17 protein-coding genes, 1 tRNA gene and 1 other RNA gene are annotated in these 20,794 nt (G+C 54.8%); 11 read left to right on the forward strand and 8 right to left on the reverse strand.

Annotated elements, in window-relative coordinates; translation table 11 throughout:
* Positions 1–386: 386 nt before the first annotated feature.
* On the forward strand, positions 387–1,211 hold the full coding sequence (gene fdhD / locus AC6I8B_RS00460) for a formate dehydrogenase accessory sulfurtransferase FdhD (protein WP_157354072.1): 825 nt from the start codon (positions 387–389) through the stop codon (positions 1,209–1,211).
* Here the strand turns inward: fdhD and AC6I8B_RS00465 are convergent.
* Entirely contained in the window at positions 1,208–1,984 is a 777-nt protein-coding gene (locus AC6I8B_RS00465; RefSeq protein ID WP_137229742.1) for a DeoR/GlpR family DNA-binding transcription regulator, read from the reverse strand. The two genes, fdhD and AC6I8B_RS00465, sit on opposite strands and share 4 nt — an antisense overlap.
* A gap of 207 nt (positions 1,985–2,191) precedes the next feature.
* On the opposite strand from AC6I8B_RS00465, the gene AC6I8B_RS00470 reads away from it, so the two are divergent.
* From AC6I8B_RS00470 to AC6I8B_RS00480, 3 genes are all read left to right on the forward strand, one after another.
* Positions 2,192–3,532 carry an aspartate aminotransferase family protein gene (locus tag AC6I8B_RS00470; protein ID WP_052270948.1) on the forward strand — a complete coding sequence of 447 codons (1,341 nt, stop codon included), beginning with the start codon at positions 2,192–2,194 and terminating at the stop codon, positions 3,530–3,532.
* A gap of 282 nt (positions 3,533–3,814) precedes the next feature.
* Positions 3,815–4,432, forward strand: a complete 618-nt coding sequence (sodA, locus tag AC6I8B_RS00475) for a superoxide dismutase [Mn] (protein WP_008926407.1) — start codon at positions 3,815–3,817, stop codon at positions 4,430–4,432.
* A 212-nt stretch (positions 4,433–4,644) separates the two neighbouring features.
* Positions 4,645–5,613, forward strand: a complete 969-nt coding sequence (locus tag AC6I8B_RS00480; RefSeq protein ID WP_033780832.1) for a VirK/YbjX family protein — start codon at positions 4,645–4,647, stop codon at positions 5,611–5,613.
* A gap of 8 nt (positions 5,614–5,621) precedes the next feature.
* On the opposite strand, the gene AC6I8B_RS00485 is transcribed toward AC6I8B_RS00480, so the two are convergent.
* From AC6I8B_RS00485 to AC6I8B_RS00510, 6 genes are all read right to left on the reverse strand, one after another.
* Positions 5,622–5,984, reverse strand: coding sequence for a YibL family ribosome-associated protein (locus AC6I8B_RS00485; protein ID WP_003848030.1), 363 nt, complete (start codon positions 5,982–5,984; stop codon positions 5,622–5,624).
* Positions 5,985–6,087: 103 nt separating this feature from the next.
* The gene (gene mtlR, locus AC6I8B_RS00490; protein ID WP_198346870.1) at positions 6,088–6,633 is read right to left on the reverse strand and encodes a mannitol operon repressor MtlR; all 546 of its coding nucleotides are present in this window, start codon (positions 6,631–6,633) and stop codon (positions 6,088–6,090) included.
* 64 nt (positions 6,634–6,697) lie between these two features.
* Complete coding sequence (gene mtlD / locus AC6I8B_RS00495) at positions 6,698–7,846, reverse strand: mannitol-1-phosphate 5-dehydrogenase (RefSeq protein ID WP_157354069.1); 1,149 nt, start codon at positions 7,844–7,846, stop codon at positions 6,698–6,700.
* A 96-nt stretch (positions 7,847–7,942) separates the two neighbouring features.
* A complete protein-coding gene (locus AC6I8B_RS00500) occupies positions 7,943–9,877 on the reverse strand; it encodes a PTS mannitol transporter subunit IICBA (RefSeq protein ID WP_157354067.1) in 1,935 nt (644 codons plus the stop codon).
* 432 nt (positions 9,878–10,309) lie between these two features.
* Positions 10,310–11,026, reverse strand: coding sequence for a DUF3053 domain-containing protein (locus AC6I8B_RS00505; RefSeq protein ID WP_010257443.1), 717 nt, complete (start codon positions 11,024–11,026; stop codon positions 10,310–10,312).
* A gap of 237 nt (positions 11,027–11,263) precedes the next feature.
* Positions 11,264–12,862 (reverse strand): gamma-glutamyltransferase family protein, encoded by a 1,599-nt coding sequence (locus tag AC6I8B_RS00510; protein ID WP_122459533.1) that lies wholly within the window; start codon positions 12,860–12,862, stop codon positions 11,264–11,266.
* Between the two features lie 734 nt (positions 12,863–13,596).
* On the opposite strand from AC6I8B_RS00510, the gene AC6I8B_RS00515 reads away from it, so the two are divergent.
* Positions 13,597–13,893 carry an HTH-type transcriptional regulator gene (locus AC6I8B_RS00515; protein ID WP_010257438.1) on the forward strand — a complete coding sequence of 99 codons (297 nt, stop codon included), beginning with the start codon at positions 13,597–13,599 and terminating at the stop codon, positions 13,891–13,893.
* A gap of 41 nt (positions 13,894–13,934) precedes the next feature.
* Here AC6I8B_RS00515 and AC6I8B_RS00520 read toward each other — a convergent pair whose 3' ends face one another.
* Entirely contained in the window at positions 13,935–14,528 is a 594-nt protein-coding gene (locus AC6I8B_RS00520) for an HD domain-containing protein (RefSeq protein ID WP_010257434.1), read from the reverse strand.
* Positions 14,529–14,590: 62 nt separating this feature from the next.
* Here AC6I8B_RS00520 and AC6I8B_RS00525 point away from each other — a divergent pair, with 62 nt between their 5' ends.
* From AC6I8B_RS00525 to dppA, 6 genes are all read left to right on the forward strand, one after another.
* Positions 14,591–15,055, forward strand: coding sequence for a MarR family winged helix-turn-helix transcriptional regulator (locus AC6I8B_RS00525; RefSeq protein WP_010671641.1), 465 nt, complete (start codon positions 14,591–14,593; stop codon positions 15,053–15,055).
* Between the two features lie 95 nt (positions 15,056–15,150).
* Positions 15,151–15,579, forward strand: a complete 429-nt coding sequence (locus AC6I8B_RS00530) for an organic hydroperoxide resistance protein (protein WP_010257431.1) — start codon at positions 15,151–15,153, stop codon at positions 15,577–15,579.
* A 320-nt stretch (positions 15,580–15,899) separates the two neighbouring features.
* Positions 15,900–17,591 carry a kdo(2)-lipid A phosphoethanolamine 7''-transferase gene (eptB, locus tag AC6I8B_RS00535; protein WP_010257429.1) on the forward strand — a complete coding sequence of 564 codons (1,692 nt, stop codon included), beginning with the start codon at positions 15,900–15,902 and terminating at the stop codon, positions 17,589–17,591.
* A gap of 125 nt (positions 17,592–17,716) precedes the next feature.
* Positions 17,717–17,793, forward strand: a tRNA-Pro gene (locus AC6I8B_RS00540).
* Between the two features lie 33 nt (positions 17,794–17,826).
* Positions 17,827–17,956, forward strand: a non-coding RNA gene (locus AC6I8B_RS00545) — RtT sRNA.
* Between the two features lie 1,209 nt (positions 17,957–19,165).
* Positions 19,166–20,776 (forward strand): dipeptide ABC transporter periplasmic-binding protein DppA, encoded by a 1,611-nt coding sequence (gene dppA / locus AC6I8B_RS00550; RefSeq protein WP_010671642.1) that lies wholly within the window; start codon positions 19,166–19,168, stop codon positions 20,774–20,776.
* The last annotated feature ends 18 nt before the right edge of the window (positions 20,777–20,794 follow it).

The raw sequence follows: 20,794 nt of genomic DNA on the forward strand, positions 1-20,794 counted from the left end.
TGGCTCCATTGCGAAGCCTTGCAAAATAGCAGCCCTATCTGCCTGTAAGTTGACCAGGGTCAACAGGTTAGTCATTAGTAATTCTTTTTCTAAATTTTGTTAAAAATCCTCGGCAACCAATCCCCGGCGCAAGCAGATTTCCCGTAGCGGCAGATAATTACTGTTGTTTTATGCTTACCGATGTTAAAGCCTGAAAGATACCCATTCTCATTCTGCCCGCCAGCAGGCGTGGCTGCGCCTTTCCCGATGAGAAAACCGCATGAATTGCCCCGCTGTTTATTTGCGCCGCACCGGGCCAGAAGGCAAAATTAGTCTGCGTCTGATCACCGCTGTGCAGCCGTACTGACTGTCGCATTTCATTATTTATTAACAACAGGTCGTACTTTTTGAAAGCTATCCAGCCTGACTCAGGCGAAGATTTAACAATTCAGGCCGGCGTCAGCAGAACGCAGGTATGGCAGCGTGCCGATTTGACCGCAGCAGAGTCTGACTGGCTGGCGGACGAGGTGCCGGTGGCGCTGGTTTACAACGGCATCTCTCACGTGGTGATGATGACCACGCCCAAAGATCTGGAGGCGTTTGCGCTGGGTTTTTCGCTGTCAGAGGGCATTATCGACGCGCCAGGCGACATTTTCGGCATGGACATCGTGCCGGGCTGTAACGGCATTGAGGTTCAGATTGAGCTTTCCAGCCGTCGTTTTATGGCGCTGAAAGAGCAGCGTCGTGCGCTGGCAGGCCGTACCGGCTGCGGCGTGTGTGGCGTTGAACAGCTGGACCAGATTGGCAAGCCGCTCTCTCCGCTGCCGTTTACCCAGACCTTTGCGCTGGATCAGCTGGATCGGGCGCTGGGCCAGCTGAAAGCGTATCAGCCGGTCGGACAGAAAACCGGCTGCACCCATGCTGCCGCGTGGATCCAGCCTGATGGTCAGCTGGCCGGTGGCTGTGAAGATGTGGGTCGCCATGTGGCACTGGATAAGCTGCTGGGCTATCGCAGCCAGGCTGAGTGGGGGCCAGGCGCGGTGCTGGTCTCCAGCCGCGCCAGCTATGAAATGGTGCAGAAGTCCGCCATGTGCGGGGTTGAGATCCTGTTCGCAGTCTCGGCAGCGACCCGCCTGGCGGTTGAGGTGGCTGAGCGCTGCAATCTGACGCTGGTCGGGTTCAGTAAACCTGGACGCGCCACGGTTTACAGCCATCCTCAGCGACTGCGTTAAACCACCATCACCTCTGGCAGCGTCTGCTGCAACGCCTCAAGGGCGGCACTATTGTCGCCGCCACTATCCGTAATCAGCAGGTTGATCGCCGGTGACGGCGCGTAAACCGTGCGGCTGACTACGCCCAGTTTAGTGTGATCGGCCAGCAGATAGCAGGAAGTGGATTGCTGCACCATCGCCCTGGCGATGGCCGCTTCGTGCGGATGAAAACTGCTGGCACCACAACCCGCCTCAATGCCAACCGGCGACAGCAGCGCCACATCGGCGCGGTAGCGGATAATCTCACCCACGGTAATTTCGCCGCGCGTCTGTTGTGCGCCCGCCGACATCATCCCGCCCAGCAAAATAATCTGATTATTCAGCGGCTGATCTTCTTCTCCGGCGCTCAGCGCCAGCGCGGCCTGCAGGCTGTTGGTCACAATCGTCAGGCCGGAAAGGGCGTGCAACTCCTCTGCCAGCAGCGTGGTGGTGCTGCCCGCATCCAGAAACAGCGTTTGTCCGGGCTGCAGCAACTGCGCAGCGGCACGGGCGATGGCGCGCTTCTCCCGGGTCTGGGTACTGCGGCGTTCCGTCAGCGGCGGTTCAGCCCGCGTTTCAATCGCCACCAGCCCGCCGTGAACGCGGCGCGCCAGACCCAGCGCTTCCAGCTCAATGATATCGCGGCGCGCGGTTTCGCGTGAGACCCCCAGCTCCCTGATAATGCGCTCGGTACTCACCTGGTTAAGCCGGGTCAGTAAGGCACGGATGCGATGAAGGCGCGTTTCCTGCAGCATAGAGGTTTCCTTTTAAAGCGCGAAGATCACGGATGATACGCCAGTGAAGCGAAAGATTCCGTCTGAATCAGGGAGCAAGCTTAGCGTGGCGATCTGCCTGCGTCATGTGTATTTTATTGCATTTGTGTATTTTGTTGCATTTTAGATTCAGGCAGGCATGATAAAGGCGTCAGCTCTTCCTCCTTCATCCTTGTAACGGGAGTCATTATGGCCACGCGTTCCACTATTATGGATACCAACAGTTTCCGCGCCGAACATGCCGATGCGCTCGACAGCGAGACGCGCAAACTGACCGATAAACGCAGCAAAGTGCTTGGCGAATCTTATCGCCTGTTCTATCGCAAACCGGTGCATCTGGTGCGGGGTGAAGGGCAATATCTGTGGGATGCGGCGGGCGATAAATATCTCGACGTCTACAACAACGTGGCGAGCATCGGGCACTGCCATCCGGCCGTGACTGAGGCGGTGACGCAGCAGATGAAAATGCTGAATACCCACACCCGTTACCTGCATGAAAATATTCTGGATTACAGCGAAGCGCTGCTGGCGACCACGCCCACGGCGATCGATCGCGCGATGTATATGTGCACCGGATCGGAAGCTAACGACCTGGCGATTCGCGTGGCGCGCGCCTTTAGCGGCGGCAGTGGGATTATTGTCAGTAAAGAGGCCTATCACGGCACCAGTGAGCTGACATCCGGCGCTTCTCCGGCGCTGGGCAGTGGACAGCCGCTGGCGCCCACCACGCGGCTGGTGATGCCACCGGATGCGTATCGTGTGGACGCGCCTGACCTGGGCGACTGGTTCGCTGACCAGATTCAGCAGCAGATTGATGATATGGCGGCGCACGGCATTAAATTTGCCGGTTTCCTGGCGGACTCAATCTTCTCCTCAGACGGCGTGTTGCCCGATCCGCGCGGCTTCCTGAAAAAAGCGGTCGAGGTGGTGCATGCCAACGGCGGCATCTTTATTGCCGATGAAGTGCAGCCTGGTTTTGGCCGTACCGGCGACGCGTTCTGGGGCTTTGGCCGCCACGATGTGGTGCCTGACATCATTACCACCGGCAAGCCAATGGGCAACGGCATTCCGGTTTCCGGCCTGCTGGCAAAAAGTGAAGTGCTGGCCGCCTTCAGCGACTCAATTCCCTACTTCAATACCTTTGGTGGTAATCCGGTCGCGATGGCGGCGGCGCAGGCGGTACTGAAAGTGATCACCGAAGAGGGGTTACAGGAACACAGCCGCGTGGTCGGCGCGAAGCTGCTGGCGGAGCTACGAACCCTGATGGATCGCTATGAGTGCGTGGGGGATGTGCGCGGTGCCGGACTGTTTATCGGTTTTGAGCTGGTCACCGATCGTCACAGCAAAACGCCGGACAAAACGCTGGCGCTGGATTTAATCGAGAAGCTGCGTGAACATCGCGTGCTGACCTCGGTCGCCGGCCCGTATGGGAATGTGCTGAAACTGCGTCCGCCACTGGCGTTCCAGGAAGGGGATATCGACTGGCTGGTCGGCGCGCTCGACAGCGGGCTGCGCGAACTGGGCAGGTAACGCGCAGGGCAGGGCAGATGCGGCGTTCGGGCGGGATGAGTGCCTGCTGGTGGTGCTGGCAGAGTGCTTCGCTCTCCCTGTCTGATAAAGCTGAAAAGGCGGAGTCAGCAGCAGCATGCTGTAAAAACAACGGGTTGCTTTTGCCAGATTTCTCAAATCCTTATGGTTAATAGGGCATTGATTACCCTTTTACGCTACATGAATTTAACTATAATGATTCGACTGCTTACGCGGCACGTCCCGAATTCGTCGTGCTGCTCAAACTAAATGGAGAGGAAGAACATGAGTTATTCACTGCCATCCCTGCCTTACGCATACGACGCACTGGAACCGCATTTCGACAAGCAGACGATGGAAATCCATCACACCAAACATCACCAGACCTACGTGAACAACGCTAACGCGGCGCTGGAAGGCACTGAATTTGCCAATCTGCCGGTAGAAGAGCTGATCACCAAACTGGATCAGCTGCCAGCAGACAAAAAAGGCCCACTGCGTAACAACGCAGGCGGCCACGCTAACCACAGCCTGTTCTGGAAAGGCCTGAAAACCGGCACCACGCTGCAGGGCGACCTGAAAGCGGCTATCGAGAAAGATTTCGGTAGCGTGGAAAAATTCCAGGAAGAGTTCGAGAAAGCGGCTGCGACCCGTTTCGGCTCAGGCTGGGCGTGGCTGGTTAAAAAAGGCGACAAACTGGCTGTGGTATCGACCGCAAACCAGGACAACCCGCTGATGGGTGAAGCGGTTGCTGGCGTTTCTGGCTTCCCAATCATCGGTCTGGACGTGTGGGAACACGCCTACTACCTGAAGTATCAGAACAAACGTCCTGACTACATCAAAGCATTCTGGAACGTGGTCAACTGGGACGAAGCAGCAGCCCGCTTCGCAGCTGCCCAGTAAGTTAACTCAGTGTTAACGTGATAACGATAAACCGGTGGAATTTATTTCGCCGGTTTTTTTTATCTTTAAATTCTGTCGTCCCAGATTAAACCAAAAATAAACGGATCTCGCTTTTTAACCGCCGCGCTTTTAACCTTCTGCCACATTAACACGCCGTTGATACTCGTTGTCTTATGCTCAGTGACATTCCTGCTCACTGTGTGTCGATGACTATGTCAATTATAACTACTCACGAAACTACGACCGATTCTTCTGCATCGCTTTTTTTTCAGTTAATTAGCGGAAAATACGTTCCGAATAAACTCTGGATAAGTAAACGTTTCCGGCTGAAATTTGTGTTAAGAACCTTAATATCGCCGCTGACTACGCTGCGTTATCTGGATGAGCTGTCGCATTTACCGCAACTCCCTCTGTTGATGAGTACTCAGGGATTGCTGCCAGCCAAGCTGCACCGGCCCTATCTGCGCTCAGGGTTGAGCATTGCTGCGCGCGCGCAGGCGATACTTGATCATTACAGTCTGATGAATAATCTGGAAAACCCTGCGCTGCGTCAGCTGCTGCAAAGCGCCACGGATAATCCGCTGGCTACGCTGACCGGTAAAAATGGCGAATCCTTTTTACTTTCCTGCAGTTCCGGTTATTTCGATCGGGAAGGGGAAGTGACGCTGGTATTACGCTATAACGACGAAATTATTGCTTCACTTTCATTTTCAATTCTCAATGAAAATAACCAGCGCACATTATTAATTGGCGGATTACAGGGTCCGCGAAAACATATCAATAATGAGGTGATCCGCGAGGCGACCAAAGCGGCGCAGGGTCTCTTTCCGAAACGCCTGTTAATGGAATCGGTATTTATTGTGGCGAAGCAGTGCGGCGTGGAGAATATTCTGGCGGTAGGCGATGAGACTCATGTCTTCCGCAGCCTGCGCTATCGCCACAGCAAAGGGGATAAGTTCTTTGCCAGCTACAGTGAATTCTGGCTGTCGCTGAGTGGCGAGGCGCGCAGGGATGGGATGTTTATCCTGCCGCTGAGTCTGCCGCGCAAAACGCTGGAGGAGATTGCCAGTAAGAAGCGGGCTGAATATCGTCGCCGCTATGAACTGCTGGATGCGCTGGCGGAGCAGGTCTATGCCGCCGCCGGCGAACGCAAAGCCGATGTCGATCAGGCTGCTGCCTGATCGACCCGTCAGAATGCGGTTTTGGCGAAGCCGGTCATTGCTGTCAGCCCCATCTCACGTCCCAGCGCGGTCATTGGATGCACCACGACCAGGCCGCGCACGCTTTTCTTCAGCGCGCCCAGATTTGCCTGCTCTTTCTTGGTAATTTCGCGGCTGAAGCCCATTTTTTGCAGCTTCTGCGCCTCGGCACTGAGTTTTTCAACCCGCTGACCGCGCAGACGCTCAATCTCAATGACCAGCGCTTCTTTCTCTTTCAGCAACGCGCCCAGTTTCTCGACATCACCCGATTCCAGTAACTGCGGCTCTTTGCGGTTCAATGCGTCCAGCTTATCGCTGAGAAGTTTGATTTCGTTCTTTTCTTGCTCTTTCATGACAACAACTCGTTGAGGAAAACAGGCAAAGGATACACCAAATCTGGCGCATATTCCCGCTCAGGTTAAGACGAAAAAGGCGCCGTGATGGCGCCTGACAGGATTAGCTGCCGGACTTTTTAAACGCCTGCTTCATACTGATGCGGGCGATCAGCTCGGTTAGCGACAGGACCATGGTGGATCGCACCATCTGCAGATAGCGCTGCTGCTGCATGCTGCGCAGCTCTGCATCTTCGATGTGAAACACCGGTGCGGGCGGCCAGGCGGTGACGCAGTGCAGTTCACCAAACGGGCCAAGGATCTCATCGTCGGTAAAACGATAATCACCGCTGTCGTGATTCAGCTCTTCGCGCAGCGCCAGCAGCAGTTCACCATCTTCATATTCGTGGCGGCTGATAACGCCAAGACCGTAAATCAGCTTCAGGCGAACCGAGAGTTCACCCAAAGGACCATCGCCCAGCAGCAGCGGTTCTACGGCATATTTCACCGCGTAGTCATCTTTACGGAACACCTGCAGCACCAGCAGATTGACGGCTTCAGCCAATAGCTCAACGGCGGCGATCAGAAAGCTTCTCACCGAACGACCGGCGTTCAGGCGCTCAAGCACCCGGTTTTCAAAAGCCTGCTTCTCTTCCATTATTGCCTGCATGGGTTCAATACCGCCGTTGGGCGCAGGCGAACTGCGCCCGGCTTGCGTCACTAACACGCGCGCATTATGCCATAGCGTGCCAGGCGCTCACCACCGAAGCCACCACTTCGCTGTCAGCATCCAGCCCTGAAACCTCAGCCAGCGTCGCCTGTGGGCCTTTTTCTGCCAGCAGCGTGGCCAGCTCCTGCGCCTGTGGGTCCTGGTCGCTGCGATAGTGCATCGCGGCGGCAATGCCCTGCACCAGGCTGGCGTGCGGTAAACCATACTCCAGCGTGCCCAGCGTCGGCTTGATCAGGCGATCGCCCGCGCTGAGTTTACGCAGCGGCTGACGACCCACACGCTCAACATCATCTTTCAGATAGGGGTTTTCAAAACGGCCCAGTATTTTCTGGATGTAGGCCGCATGTTTATCCGCCTCAAAACCGTAGCGCTTAATCAGCACCGCGCCGCTCTCTTCCATCGCCCCTTTCACCACGGCCCGGATTTTTTCATCGAGGATGGCGTCACGAATGGTCTGGTGACCGGCCAGCTGGCCAAGATAGGCGGTAATCGCGTGACCGGTGTTCAGTGTGAAGAGTTTACGCTCAACAAATGCCATCAGGTTATCGGTCAGTTCCATACCCGGAATCGCAGGCAGGTCGCCTTTAAACTGAGTTTTATCGACGATCCATTCGCTGAAGGTTTCAACGGTCACTTCCAGCGGATCGGTGCTGCCCGCTTCTGACGGTGGCACGATGCGATCGACAGCAGAATCCACAAAGCCGACATGCTGCTCCAGCCAGGCGTGATACTGCTCCGGCAGCGCCTTCAGCACATGCTGTTTCAGCTGGCTGGTGCCGCGCACCATATTCTCACAGGCGATAATATTTAGCGGGCGGGTATTGCCGTTGTCGCTGCGTTTTTCCAGCCCTTTAGCCACACTGCCGGCAATACGCTCCAGAATCTGCGGGCCCACGGCGGTGGTAACGAGATCGACTTCAGAAACCAGGGTGATGATCTCATCGCTGGTGCTGTTTACCGCACTGACGCCTTTAACGGTTTCTGTTTTGGCCTGCTCGCCAACTACATGAACGGGATACTCATGACGCGCGTTCAGTGCATCCAGCACCGTCTGATTCACATCAGCAAAAACCAGTTCGATACCTGCATCAGCCAGTAACTTGCCGATAAAGCCGCGACCAATGTTTCCTGCTCCGAAATGTAACGCTTTCATAATTTTTGACCCATATCAAATGACGATGGGGCGGGCAAACCCGCCCCAGGAAATCGGGACGGGCATGACCGCCCCAGGGAAATTAATTGCTATAAATTACGCGATTGAAGGCTTACCTGACAGCAGATCCAGCACTTCCTGCACGCTGGTGGTGTTCGCCAGCTTCTCAATCACGCTGTCATCATCCAGCGCATTGGTCAGGCTGGTGATCACCTGGATGTGCTCGTTGTTACGGGCAGCAATACCAATCACCAGGCGCGCCACATCCTCCGGCTCTTCACCGAACAGGACGCCTGCCGGATACTGACAGAACACCACGCCGGTTTTCAGCACGCGATCTTTTGCTTCGACCGTACCGTGCGGCACGGCAATCGACTCACCGAGGTAGGTCGGCGTCAGTTTTTCACGCGCCAGCATCGCCTCAACGTATTCAGGCTCAACGTAACCGCCTTTCACCAGCTGTTCGCCAGCAAAGCGGATCGCCTGCTCTTTGTTACTGGCGGTCAGGCCGAGGAAGACGTTATCCGCACCCAGTTTAAACAGGTGTGCGTTGCCTTCATCGTAGCTGTCAGAGAGCGCGGTATTCACCGTTTGACGATGCACGTCGCTGCGGTTAGCCGCCACCAGACGCTCGGTCAGAGTGCTGTAGAGCGCGCTGTCAAGGAAGTTGTTCAGCGAGATATGCTGCGCATGCGGAGCCTGGCGGATGGCGCGTTCAGTCAGATCACGATGGGTAATCACCAGATCGACATCACCCGGCAGGGCGTTGATCGCGGTATTGGTCACCGACACATTGCTCAGCCCGGCGTCCTGCACTTTCTTACGCAATACGCCTGCACCCATCGCGCTGGAACCCATACCGGCATCACAGGCGACGATGATTTTACGCACGTGATGCAGTTCAACGCTCATGGCATCGCTGGCGACTGGGGCACCCGCGCCGCTCTGGCCTTTAGACTGCGCTTTCATCTCATGCATGCGCTGGGTCGCGGCTTCGATATCGTCATCTTCTTTGACTTTGCTGGTTTTCAGCAGGATAGCGGACACCACGAAGGAGACGGCGAAGGCCGCAGCGATAGCGGCGATGTTCGCGAAGTAGGCCCCTTTTGGCGTCATTGCCAGTACCGCCAGGATTGAACCCGGTGAGGCAGGAGAGACCAGGCCACCGTTCAGCACCGTCAGCGTGAAGACGCCGGTCATACCGCCAAGGATAACTGCCAGCAGCAGACGAGGAGCCATCAGCACATACGGGAAGTAGATCTCATGGATGCCGCCAAGGAAGTGGATGATTGCCGCACCGCCCGCAGACTGTTTAGCACTGCCACGACCAAAGAACATATAGGCCATCAGCACGCCCATACCCGGACCCGGGTTGGCTTCGATCAGGAAGAAAATGGATTTGCCGGCTTCACTAGCCTGCTGGATACCGAGCGGCGAGAAGATACCGTGGTTAATGGCGTTGTTCAGGAACAGAATTTTCGCGGGTTCGACGAAGATCGAAGTCAGTGGCAGCAGGTTGTTCTGCACCATCAGATTCACGCCCGCGGCAAGAATGTGTGACAGACCTTCTACCAGCGGACCGATCGCCAGGAACGCCAGCAGTGCCAGTATCATCCCGATAATACCGGCCGAGAAGTTGTTGACCAGCATCTCGAAGCCGCTTTTGATTTTGCCGTCAATCGCCCGGTCAAACGACTTGATTGCCCAGCCGCCCAGCGGACCGGCAATCATCGCACCGAGGAACATCGGCATATCCGCACCGACAATCACACCCATGGTGGTAATGGCACCGACCACGCCGCCGCGATCGCCGCCCACCAGACGCCCACCGGTGAAACCGATCAGCAGTGGCAGCAGGTAGGTGATCATCGGGCCAACCAGTTTGGCCAGCGTTTCGTTAGGGATCCAGCCAGTTGGAATAAACAGTGCGGTGATGATACCCCAGGCGATAAACGCCCCGATGTTTGGCATCACCATATTACTCAGAAAGCGACCAAAGCTTTGTACTTTGACCTTCACTGATGAGGACATAAACCCACCCCTTATTGAGACGCGCTGCAATAGGAGAGCGCGCTTGTTTTTGTTTAGCCACCCCGACCCAAAGCCGGTGGTATTACTGTATGCACGCGGACTCTATCACGCGAATTTGACGCTGCGTAGCGTGCGGGGTAAGTGTGATCTACATCACTGATTAAGGGTGGTGGCAGGGGTGATTAGCGTGATTTTGATCACACTTTAAAGCGTAGCTCAGGCTCATTTGGCTGATTTTTAGACGGGGTGGCCGGTTATCTGTGAGGTGAATCACACTTGTTTGACGTTGATTTGTTATATATCTGTGACTTAGATCACAAACTATTTTTGGTCGAAAATGCGCCAGATCACACTTCATTCAGCGGGTGATTGGGTGGGAGGAGAAAAGAGAGTGGGACGGGCAGACGATTAGCATCTGCCCGTAAGGCGGGTTTACTGCAGACCACCCTGGACGGCAGCCTGTGCCTGAGCAAGCGCCTGCGAATTGGCGGATAAAGTGCTCATCAGCGCGTTATATTGCGAAGCCTGATCCTGAGTCGGGAACTGTACGCCGCCATCATTGAAGCTGACACGGGTTCCCTGCGTTTGCAGGAAATCGCCGGTCTGCACTGCACCCTGGCTCAGCGCCTGGAGTTTTGGCAGCAGAGGAATCAGCTGATTGGCGGGCACCGTCACCACTTTGTTATAGGCGGTGTCGTAGACTTTTTTCAGGTCATCCGGCTGCTTCAGGGTCGCCTTGCTGCTATCCGCCTGCATTTTGGCGCTTTCAATCTGCTGGGTGACGATCACCAGTGCGCTGGTCGCCTGACGCAGGGAATCACGACGGCTGAGATAATCCTGCGGAACGCGAATAGCAGAAAGCTCATCCACCACCGGACGCATACCCTGTTCAACCGCTTTGTTCGCCTGCTGCGAGAAGCCATACATAATGGCGTAATCGCTGGCGAAGTTGCCAAAGCTCTGCTTCTGGTTTTCGCTGAGGCTGGGCAGATGCTCGCCGCTGCGCATCACAGTGTTCTGGAGAAAATCGATAAATGCTTTGCGCTGCTCGCCTTCTTTATCACCGCATGCGGTGAGTTGCAGCACGATCAGCGCGCCAGCGAGCATAATGCCGCCGCGTGCCATAAGGCGTGTAAGTCCTGAAGCCATAGGGTCAACTCCTGTCGGTGATACTGTCAGATGTCCAGGTAGGAATGGCCTAAAGAATAGAACAAACCCGAGCCACGGCACAACGTGAAACCACCTGTGAAACAGATGCTTTCTGAAACGCCGGTTACAGAATGGGACCGCCTGCGCCTCAGGGCGTGCTGCGTTCCCTGCCATTGCAGGCTTCAGCGCGCAGAGATGAAGGAGGGGTTGAGCAGCCTGACACTCACTGCCGCGACCTTAAAACACCACCGCCTGACCATCTTTGCGACTCTCACTGGCCGCAATGTAAAAGCCCTGCGGATCGCGCACTATCGCCTGCGCGCCACCAAAATTGTAATTACTCAGGGGATCTTCCAGTACCACGTTGTGACCCATGCGGCGCAGTGTGCTCAGGGTATTGCGATCGAGGGTTGATTCAAATACCACCTCGCGTCCCTGCACCACGCGCCAGCGCGGCGCATCAATCGCGGCCTGCGGATTCTGCTGGTGCAGCATAATGCGCAGCGCCAGCTGGAGGTGCCCCTGCGCCTGCATCGGGCCGCCCATCACGCCAAATGCCATCAGCGGCTGGCCCTGCTGATCCCGCGCAAAGGCCGGAATGATGGTATGAAACGGCCGCTTACCGCCCGCCACGACGTTGGGATGGTCTGGATCGAGTGAAAAGCCCGCGCCCCGGTTCTGCAGGCTGATGCCGGTATCGGGTACCACCACGCCGGAGCCAAATCCCATGTAGTTAGACTGAATGAATGAGACCATCATGCCGCTGGCATCACCGGCGGCGACATACACTGTGCCGCTCTGCTGCGGTGATCCAAAGCAGAAATCTCCCGCCTTGTCAGGATCAATTAACGCTGCCCGCTGGCGAATATAGTCGTTGCTGAGCAGGTGTTCCGCCGGAAATTCGAGATGATCTTCATCGGTGACATAACGGTCCAGATCAACCAGCGCCAGTTTCATCGCCTCGATGGAGAGATGCAGCCACTGCGGCGAATCCGGTGCATAGCGGTTGATTTCCCACTCTTCCAGAATGCCAAGTGCAATTAAGGTCGCAATGCCCTGACCATTCGGCGGCAGCTCCTGCACCGATCCTCCGGCAAACGGACGCGACAGCAGGGTAACCCAGTCGGCACGATGGTTTTTCAAATCCTCCAGCGTCAGGGCTGCGCCATGCTCACGGGCGAAGGCTGTCATCTTTTGCGCCAGTGCGCCGCGGTAAAAGCTTTCGCCCTGAGTCTCAGCGATTTCCTGCAAGGTGCGGGCCTGAGCCGGATTGCGGAATAGCTCGCCAGCACGCGGCGGACGACCCTGCGGCGCAAAGCAGTCGCTAAAGCCAGGTTGATCCCGCAGCTTGTCATAGCCGCGCTGCCACAGCTGACCAATCAGCGGTGAAACCGGAAAACCGTCGCGCGCATAGTCAATTGCCGGTTGTGCGAGGGTGGTCAGCGGTAAGGTGCCAAAGCGCTGTGCCAGTGTGACCCATGCCGAGACGGCCCCTGGCACAGTGACGGATTCCCAGCCGGTTTCAGGCATCGCACTAAAATCGGCAAAGCGTTCGGGATGCCACGCGGCTGGCGATCGGCCTGAGGCGTTTAACCCATGCAGCTCGCTGCCATCCCAGACAATGGCAAACGCATCGCTACCGATGCCGTTTCCGGTTGGCTCCAGCACGGTTAAGGCGATGGCGGTGGCGATAGCCGCATCCACGGCGTTTCCACCCTGTTGCAGCATCCGTAAACCCGCCTGCGCCGCCAGCGGTTGAGAGGTTGCGACGGCATTACGACCCATCATCGGTACACGATGAGAAGGGTATCCGACGTTAAAATCTGTTTCTCGCATCGCTTTTCCTTACAGAGGTCAGGTATGGGTTTTGCCCGTCGTCAGTGCGTTATCACGGGGCTGCACTTTTACCGCGCATCAGGTCGATAGTTGCCGGGTAACTGCACCGGCATGAGGCGCCAGCCGTTTCGTTAAGATGACTGTTGATTAATCTGGCGACAGAGCGCCGTTAAGAATAAAAGATTTACCCGCTCTGCACTGTGAGCCGCCGCGCGCCAGGCCTCAGGCCCCAACCAGGACTATTCTTAATTTAATAAGATCAGTGAATATATGTGTTCAGGAAGTAAACCATTGGCGTATATTTTGCACTCACTACCTGAAGAGGTGTATTGCCTCACAGAAATGAGAATATGCCAGCAAAAAGCTTGATGGCATCCACATAAATAGCAAACACCATTTGATTTTTTTGCCCACACCGAAGGCACAAAACTCAACTGCCTCAGCGGGTTAGAGGCGCTGGAACTTTTCCGGCAAACCATAGTTAAAAAAATAATTATAAATTGCGCGGCAAATAGTCAGGTCTCTATCCATACTTAGTCTCCCGGCATTTGTTGCATTGACCTGACATCTTTAAAGCAGTGCACCGCAGGCTGTGTCCCGTAATGGTTTCTCTCATAACAAAAATAAACCCTTGCGGGATCCAGCCTGAAACAGGCCCGGTTTCAGAGTCCTGACTTCAGGCTCGTACCTCTCTACTTTCACGTGCTTCATAGCGAGTTTTTAAGGAGTTCTCTATGGAATTAAAAGACCCGATGTTTGAATTGCTCAGCAGCCTTGAGCAGATTGTTTTGACACGTGATGATCGCGCCGCCGAGTTACTTATTCAGCGTCAGCAACCCGCCCAGCCAGAGCCGCAGCGTCTGCGTGAAATGACCGGCATGCAGGTTGATGAGTTTGCAAAAGTAATGGGCGTGAGCGTTTCTTCCGTGAAAAGCTGGGAAGCCCGGCGTACCCGTCCTTCCGCGACGGCGCAGAAATTGATGAAGTTATTACATGCCAATCCCTATCTGGGACGGCAGTTGCTTGAATAAACTGATATCACGAAAAGAACCCGCCGCTGGCGGGTTTTTTATTAGCGTAATTCGCTGTATTTAGCCGCCTGTCTGGCAAACCAGCTCTCCGGCACGCTATAGGGCGGCTCCCGCAACTGTGCGAGTCCGCTTTCAATAATCATTGAAGCCTGCTGCCATAACTGCGCATCTCCCTGCTTCAGCAACTCAATCTGTATCTGCTTTTCAACCAGGTAGACCCGCGCAAAGTCGGGATCAAAACGCACAATCGCGCGGGTGTTATCGATGATGTCAGCCAGTTTGATGGTTTGTGCCTCAGGACTGGCGCTGGCTGTATGGCGGAAGTGCGCCAGTTTACGGGCCGTGCGATTTTTTGCCCCAGCGGGTGCGCTGTTGGTCAGCATCTCTACCAGGCTTGCCACGCGCGTACCAAAGTGGGTTTCGATATCGCTCTGTGTGGTTGCGGTATCTTCTACGGTATCGTGCAGCCAGGCTGCCGCTAACAACGCGTCGTCATGGCTGACGCTGCGCACCAGTTCCACCACCGCTGCCGGATGAACAATATAAGGCTCATCGGTATATTTGCGGCGCTGACCGGCACTGGCATGTGCCTCGGTGGCGAAGCGACGCGCCTGTTCTTCCAGTGAATCCTGCATGCCTTTCCCCCTGACAAAAAGTTTGCTTGCAATTATCTAGCGCGCTATCTATATTATTAACCATGAACTGTGATCAAGATGACAAAAAAGTGAAAACGATGCCACTGTTGGTCGATCAGCACCTCTGCTTTGCGCTTTATTCTGCCAACCTGGCGATGAATAAAGTCTATCGTCAGTTGCTGAGCCAGCTCGACATCACCTATCCTCAATATCTGGTCATGCTGGTGTTGTGGCAGAAAGATGATGTCACGGTGTCAGAGATTGGCGAGCAGCTTTTTTTAGACTCGGCAACATTAACGCCACTTCTGAAGCGACTGGAAAGTGCAGGCCTGATTAACCGGCAGCGAACCCGTCAGGATGAACGCCAGGTTGCGGTGACGCTGACCGAAGCCGGGCAGGCGTTACGGGCCAGGGCTGAAGCCATTCCTGAAGCGGTCAAGTGTGCCACAGCCTGTGATGATGACGCTTTGCTGGCGCTGAAATTACAGCTGGATGGGTTGCGAGATAACCTGAATAAGTCACGATAAATATTGCTGACGGGTGCGCGGCACCCGTTAAACCTCACCGCCTGATTACGGCTGTATAAGTAGTGGGCGATTAAATAGCGTAACGGAGAAATGTCATGTCTTTAGAACAAGTGGTTTACCGCGCCAAAGCCAAAGCAACCGGTGGTCGTGATGGTCGTGCAACCTCTTCTGACGGTGTACTGGACGTGAAACTGGGCGTGCCAAAAGAGATGGGCGGTGCAGGCGGCGAAGTGACTAACCCTGAGCAGCTGTTTGCTGCGGGCTATTCTGCCTGCTTCCTGGGCGCGATGAAGTTTGTGGCGGGCCGTGACAAGATCACCATGCCAAAAGACGCCTGGATCGAAGGTGAAGTGGGTATCGGCCCTATCCCTGATGGTTTTGGTATTGAAGCGACCCTGAACATTCATCTGCCAGAGATGGATGAAGCAGAAGCGCAGAAGCTGGTTGATGCGGCACACATCGTTTGTCCTTACTCAAACGCCACCCGCAACAACATCGATGTCACGCTGAACATTATTCGCTAAGCGTGCTGCGGGCCTGAAACTATCAGGCCCGCACTTTTTTCCTCTGTCATTTTCGCTCTCCTGCTGCTGTCTGCAACAGCCCACCTGGCCGTTCCTGTCCGCTGTGTACAAAAAATGTGCTAATCAGGTCGACAACGATTATTTTCTGGTCTATCAAACGCGACCATGTTTTACTGAGCCACCTCGCGTTATAGCCTGTAAATCCGTTCAGAATTTTCCTTCATCTTGTCCGGTCCGCTTATTCAGCGAACTCTGCCGCGTTTCGGCAGTCACATAAAAGATTTGGTCAAGCGCTTCACACCGGAGAAACACCTTTTTTCATGAATTACATTAAAACCCTGACTCAGCAGAAGTTATCGCTCTTGCTGGCGCTCTATCTCGGTATCTTATTGAATTTGCCGATTTTCTATCGTCGTTTTGACGGTTTTCTCAGGCACTCTACGGTTACGAACTGGCTGACTGCCGTCACCGAGGTAGTGGCCATTGTGGTGCTGACTTTCTTCCTGATGCGTCTGCTGTCGCTGGGCGGAAAGTGGTTTTATCGCGTGCTGGCCACGCTGATTGTGCTGATTTCGGTTGCCGCCGCCTATTACATGGCGTTTTTTAACGTGGTGATTGGCTACGGCATTGTGGCTTCGGTGATGACGACTGACACCGATCTCTCTAAAGAGGTGATTGGTTACCATTTCATCCTGTGGATGGTGCTGGTCAGCGCGCTGCCACTGCTGATGATCTGGCGCAATAAGCTGAGCATGACGCTGAACGAACAGCTGCGTACGCCAGGACAGCGCCTGAAACCCACCCTGATCATGCTGCTCTGCGTGGCGCTGGTCTGGCTGCCGATTCGTTTTTTCGACAAGCTGCAGAAGCATAACGAAGAGATCACCAACATCGATCTGCCGAGTTACGGCGGTGTGGTGGCGCACTCTTATCTTCCTTCGAACTGGCTGGCGGCTGTGGGCCTGTTTGCCTGGACCCGTGTGGATGAGTCGCTGAACAGCCAGGAACTGCTGGATCCGGCGAAGAAGTTTACCTACGTCGCGCCTGCCGGGCTTGATGATACCTATGTGGTGTTTGTGATTGGCGAAACCACGCGCTGGGATCACATGGGGATGCTGGGCTATGAGCGTGACACAACGCCGAAGCTGTCGAAAGAGAAGAACCTGGTGGCATTCCGGGGCGAGTCCTGTGATACCGCGACCAAGCTGTCACTGCGCTGCATGTTCGTGCGCGAAGGCGGCACTATGGATAATCCGGGCCGCACGCTGAAAGAGCAGAATGTGTTTGCGGTGATGAAAGAGCTGGGCTTCACCTCTGAGCTGTTTGCGATGCAGAGCGAAGTCTGGTTCTACGACAACATCAATGCTAACAATTTTGCCTTCCGTGAGCAGATCGGTTCAGAGAAGCGTAATCAGGGCAAAGCGGTGGATGACATGCTGCTGGTGCCGGAGATGAAAGCGTCACTGGATCGTTTCCCGAAAGGTAAGCATCTGATTGTGTTGCACACCAAAGGTTCGCACTACCTCTATTCACAGCGTTATCCGCGCAGCTTCGCGAAATATCAGCCGGAGTGTATGGGCGTGGATGAGACCTGCAGCAAAGCGCAGTTGATTAACGCTTATGACAACTCGGTGCTGTATGTCGATAGCATGCTGGATAGCGTGCTGGATCAGCTGCGTGATAAGAAGGCGATCGTCTTCTATGCCGCCGACCATGGTGAGTCGATTAGCGAGAATATGCATCTGCACGGCACGCCGCGTGAGATGGCTCCGCCTGAGCAGTTCCGTGTGCCGATGATGGTCTGGGCGTCAGATAAGTATCTGGAAGACAGTCAGAACCGCAGCAACTTTGAGCGCCTGCAGGCGCAGCAGCGCGTGGGCCGGACGCATCGCCACGTTGAGTTGTTCGATACCATCCTGGGCTGTCTGGGTTACACCTCGCCAGATGGCGGTATTAACCCGGCCAACAACTGGTGTCAGGCACCGGGTAATGGTCAGGCTAAGCCGCTGTAATAGTGGTCGAAAAGTGTAAAGCAGGCGGCTGATTCCCGGTAACCGCGTGCTTTCCAGGCGATTGGCGGCAAAAGCATAAAAAGCGGTTGACGCTGATCGGGGGTAGCAGTAACATGCGCCCCCATCGGCGAGTAGCGCAGCTTGGTAGCGCAACTGGTTTGGGACCAGTGGGTCGGAGGTTCGAATCCTCTCTCGCCGACCATATTTAAGAAACCTGTCTGAAAAGACAGGTTTTTTTTCGTCTGAAGAAAAGAGGATGAGAACCTCCGAAGGAGGTTTGAGCCGAGCGTAGCGAGACAACGTTGCTTCAGCAACGGCCCGAAGGGCGCTGCTCGCAGAGCAGAGTAATCCTCTCTCGCCGACCATATTTAAGAAACCTGTCTGAAAAGACAGGTTTTTTTTCGTCTGAAGAAAAGTGGATGAAAGGTACGGATTTACCGTTGAGCGGGCTTCAGGGAGCATACGCCAGGCAGACGCTGGGAGCCTCAGACGGCTAACAGATCCAAACCCGAGTGACGCTGACAGCAATGAACAATCTCAAGGCGAAGGGAACACGGGCAGAGGAGGAAAGCGTCCCACGCCATGGACGGCGTGGGCCGAGCGTCCATGGATGGTTTAAGCGCCTTTCCGATCTGACCGTGTTCCCGAAGCAGTCTCGATCTGGCCGCTAAGCATTCACATTATTACCGCTGAGTGGGCTTCAGGGAGCATACGCCTTCCGCAAAGACGCAAAAACACCATCCCTGGCAGGCTCAACGCAGGCGATTACGCACCTCATCCCTGAGGTGCGCCCGTAGCCGGGCCAACGCTTTGCGTTGTTCAAAAACGCTCCCGGCGTTTTTGTCCCTGGCCCGCGATGCTTTGCTCCAGGCGTATGCTCCCTTCGCTTCACGTCTGGCAGACGCATCAGGTACTTATTTGGGAGCCTCAGACGGCTGACAGATCCAAACCTCAGCTGTCACCTTCCAGAAAGTTCCAGTAAACCCCATCCACCGCGCATTCCGTTTACCAGCCGTTGTTATCATCACTTACCCGCTGGCAGGCCTTGCCATATAAGAGATGCGATCATAATTCGCGACACATTCTTCTTATGACCGAAAGCGGCAACATGCTGATTTCTTATGCTTCTTTACCAGCATATTCCGCTGGATGAACGTCATAACGCACGGTGAATCGTTCAGTTATTCAACATTTGCCGGTAAAAGTTTTAAGTTTTTTAGCGGTGAGAATCACTAGCGATAGAACAACCATCCAGCACAATGCACGGAAATCAGACCAGCAGCGCTGTGCATTGTATGGCTTTTAGGCCGAAAGGGTTTTTATTACCGTTGCATGCTATCCCTCACACTCTGTGTAAATAAGTAACCGTTGTATTGACGTTCTTTGCAACTGTTGACAAATTGATGCGTCAATAAACGCGCAGTTACGGAATTTTCTGAATGCACCATCTGCATAAGAAAAAACAAAAAAAACGTAGCGTGCTTTAACCACCTGTTCGGTGGTACGCCTGAACCGCATAAAAAAATCAGAGGTCGGGCAATACACACAACATCACATCACAATGGAGCAAAAGCATGATCAACTCCCTGGCTAAATCCGGGATGCTGAAGGTCGGTCTGAGCCTGATTGCTATGACTGTCGCCGCCGGTGTTCAGGCAAAAACCCTGGTTTACTGTTCTGAAGGTTCTCCGGAAGGCTTTAACCCGCAGTTGTTCACCTCGGGCACCACCTACGATGCCAGCTCACGTCAGATCTACAACCGACTGGTTGAGTTCACTATCGGCACCACCGAACTGCACGCTGCGCTGGCAGAGAAGTGGGATGTTAGTGAAGACGGTAAAACTTACACCTTCCACCTGCGCAAAGGCGTGAAGTGGCAGACCACCAAAGATTTCAAACCGACGCGCGACTTTAATGCGGATGATGTGGTGTTCACCTTTGAGCGCCAGCTGGATAAAAACAACGCCTATCACGGCGTCTCCGGCGGCAGCTACGAATATTTCGAAGGCATGGACATGCCGAAGCTGATCAGCAAAATTGAAAAAGTGGACGAGAACACCGTGCGCTTTGTGCTGACGCGTCCTGAATCGCCGTTCCTTGCTGACCTCGGCATGGACTTCGCCTCGATTCTGTCGAAAGAGTACGCTGACAACATGCTGAAAGCGGGCACCCCGCAAAACGTCGACCTGAATCCGGTCGGTACCGGTCCGTTCCAGCTGCTGCAGTACCAGAAAGATTCGCGCATCCTTTACAAAGCTAACCCGGATTACTGGGGCACCAAGCCGAAAATCGATCGCTTAGTCTTCTCCATTACCCCGGATGCTTCAGTGCGTTACGCCAAGCTGCAGAAGGGCGAATGTCAGGTCATGCCCTATCCAAACCCGGCTGACATCGCGCGTATGAAGCAGGACAAAAACATCAACCTGTATGAGCAGGCTGGCCTGAACGTCGGCTATCTGTCGTACAACGTTGAGAAAAAACCGCTGGATAACCTGAAAGTGCGTCAGGCACTGACCATGGCGGTCAACAAAAAGGCGATTATCGAAGCCGTTTATCAGGGTGCAGGTCAGCCTGCTAAAAACCTGATCCCACCAACGATGTGGGGCTATAACGACGACGTAAAAGACTACGCCTACGATCCTGAGAAAGCCAAAGCGTTGCTGAAAGAAGCGGGCATGGCAGACGGCTTCTCAATCGACCTGTGGGCAATGCCGGTTCAGCGTCCTTACAACCCGAATGCGCGCCGCATGGCTGAGATGATCCAGAGCGACTGGGCGAAGATTGGCGTCAAAGCCAAAATCGTCACCTACGAGTGGGGCGAATATCTGAAGCGCGCCAAAGCAGGCGAGCACCAGACCGTCATGATGGGCTGGACCGGCGACAATGGGGATCCGGATAACTTCCTGGCCACCCTGTTCAGCTGTTCAGCGGCAAAAGATGGCTCTAACTACTCGCGCTGGTGTGATAAATCCTTTGAGGATCAGATTCAGCCAGCTCGCGCCACCGCCGATCAGGCGAAGCGCATCGAGTACTACAAGCAGGCACAGGTTGTGATGCATGACCAGGTACCGGCGCTGATGATCGCGCACTCAACGGTATACGAACCGGTCAGCAAGAAAGTCTCCGGGTACAAAGTCGATCCGCTGGGCGGACACTACTTTGCTCAGGTAGACATTAAAGAATAATTGTCGCCTTTTCCGGGG

Source organism: Pantoea sp. X-Soil-ISGK-285 (assembly GCF_059730815.1).

Coding starts and splice junctions, on each gene's coding strand:
- AC6I8B_RS00500 (WP_157354067.1), bottom strand. CDS start 9,877: ATGTCCTCATCAGTGAAGGTCAAAGTACAAAGCTTTGGTCGCTTTCTG.
- AC6I8B_RS00465 (WP_137229742.1), bottom strand. CDS start 1,984: ATGCTGCAGGAAACGCGCCTTCATCGCATCCGTGCCTTACTGACCCGG.
- AC6I8B_RS00485 (WP_003848030.1), bottom strand. CDS start 5,984: ATGAAAGAGCAAGAAAAGAACGAAATCAAACTTCTCAGCGATAAGCTG.
- AC6I8B_RS00525 (WP_010671641.1), top strand. CDS start 14,591: ATGAACTGTGATCAAGATGACAAAAAAGTGAAAACGATGCCACTGTTG.
- AC6I8B_RS00530 (WP_010257431.1), top strand. CDS start 15,151: ATGTCTTTAGAACAAGTGGTTTACCGCGCCAAAGCCAAAGCAACCGGT.
- mtlD (WP_157354069.1), bottom strand. CDS start 7,846: ATGAAAGCGTTACATTTCGGAGCAGGAAACATTGGTCGCGGCTTTATC.
- AC6I8B_RS00480 (WP_033780832.1), top strand. CDS start 4,645: ATGTCAATTATAACTACTCACGAAACTACGACCGATTCTTCTGCATCG.
- AC6I8B_RS00520 (WP_010257434.1), bottom strand. CDS start 14,528: ATGCAGGATTCACTGGAAGAACAGGCGCGTCGCTTCGCCACCGAGGCA.
- mtlR (WP_198346870.1), bottom strand. CDS start 6,633: ATGCAGGCAATAATGGAAGAGAAGCAGGCTTTTGAAAACCGGGTGCTT.
- AC6I8B_RS00470 (WP_052270948.1), top strand. CDS start 2,192: ATGGCCACGCGTTCCACTATTATGGATACCAACAGTTTCCGCGCCGAA.
- eptB (WP_010257429.1), top strand. CDS start 15,900: ATGAATTACATTAAAACCCTGACTCAGCAGAAGTTATCGCTCTTGCTG.
- sodA (WP_008926407.1), top strand. CDS start 3,815: ATGAGTTATTCACTGCCATCCCTGCCTTACGCATACGACGCACTGGAA.
- AC6I8B_RS00505 (WP_010257443.1), bottom strand. CDS start 11,026: ATGGCTTCAGGACTTACACGCCTTATGGCACGCGGCGGCATTATGCTC.
- dppA (WP_010671642.1), top strand. CDS start 19,166: ATGATCAACTCCCTGGCTAAATCCGGGATGCTGAAGGTCGGTCTGAGC.
- AC6I8B_RS00510 (WP_122459533.1), bottom strand. CDS start 12,862: ATGCGAGAAACAGATTTTAACGTCGGATACCCTTCTCATCGTGTACCG.
- AC6I8B_RS00515 (WP_010257438.1), top strand. CDS start 13,597: ATGGAATTAAAAGACCCGATGTTTGAATTGCTCAGCAGCCTTGAGCAG.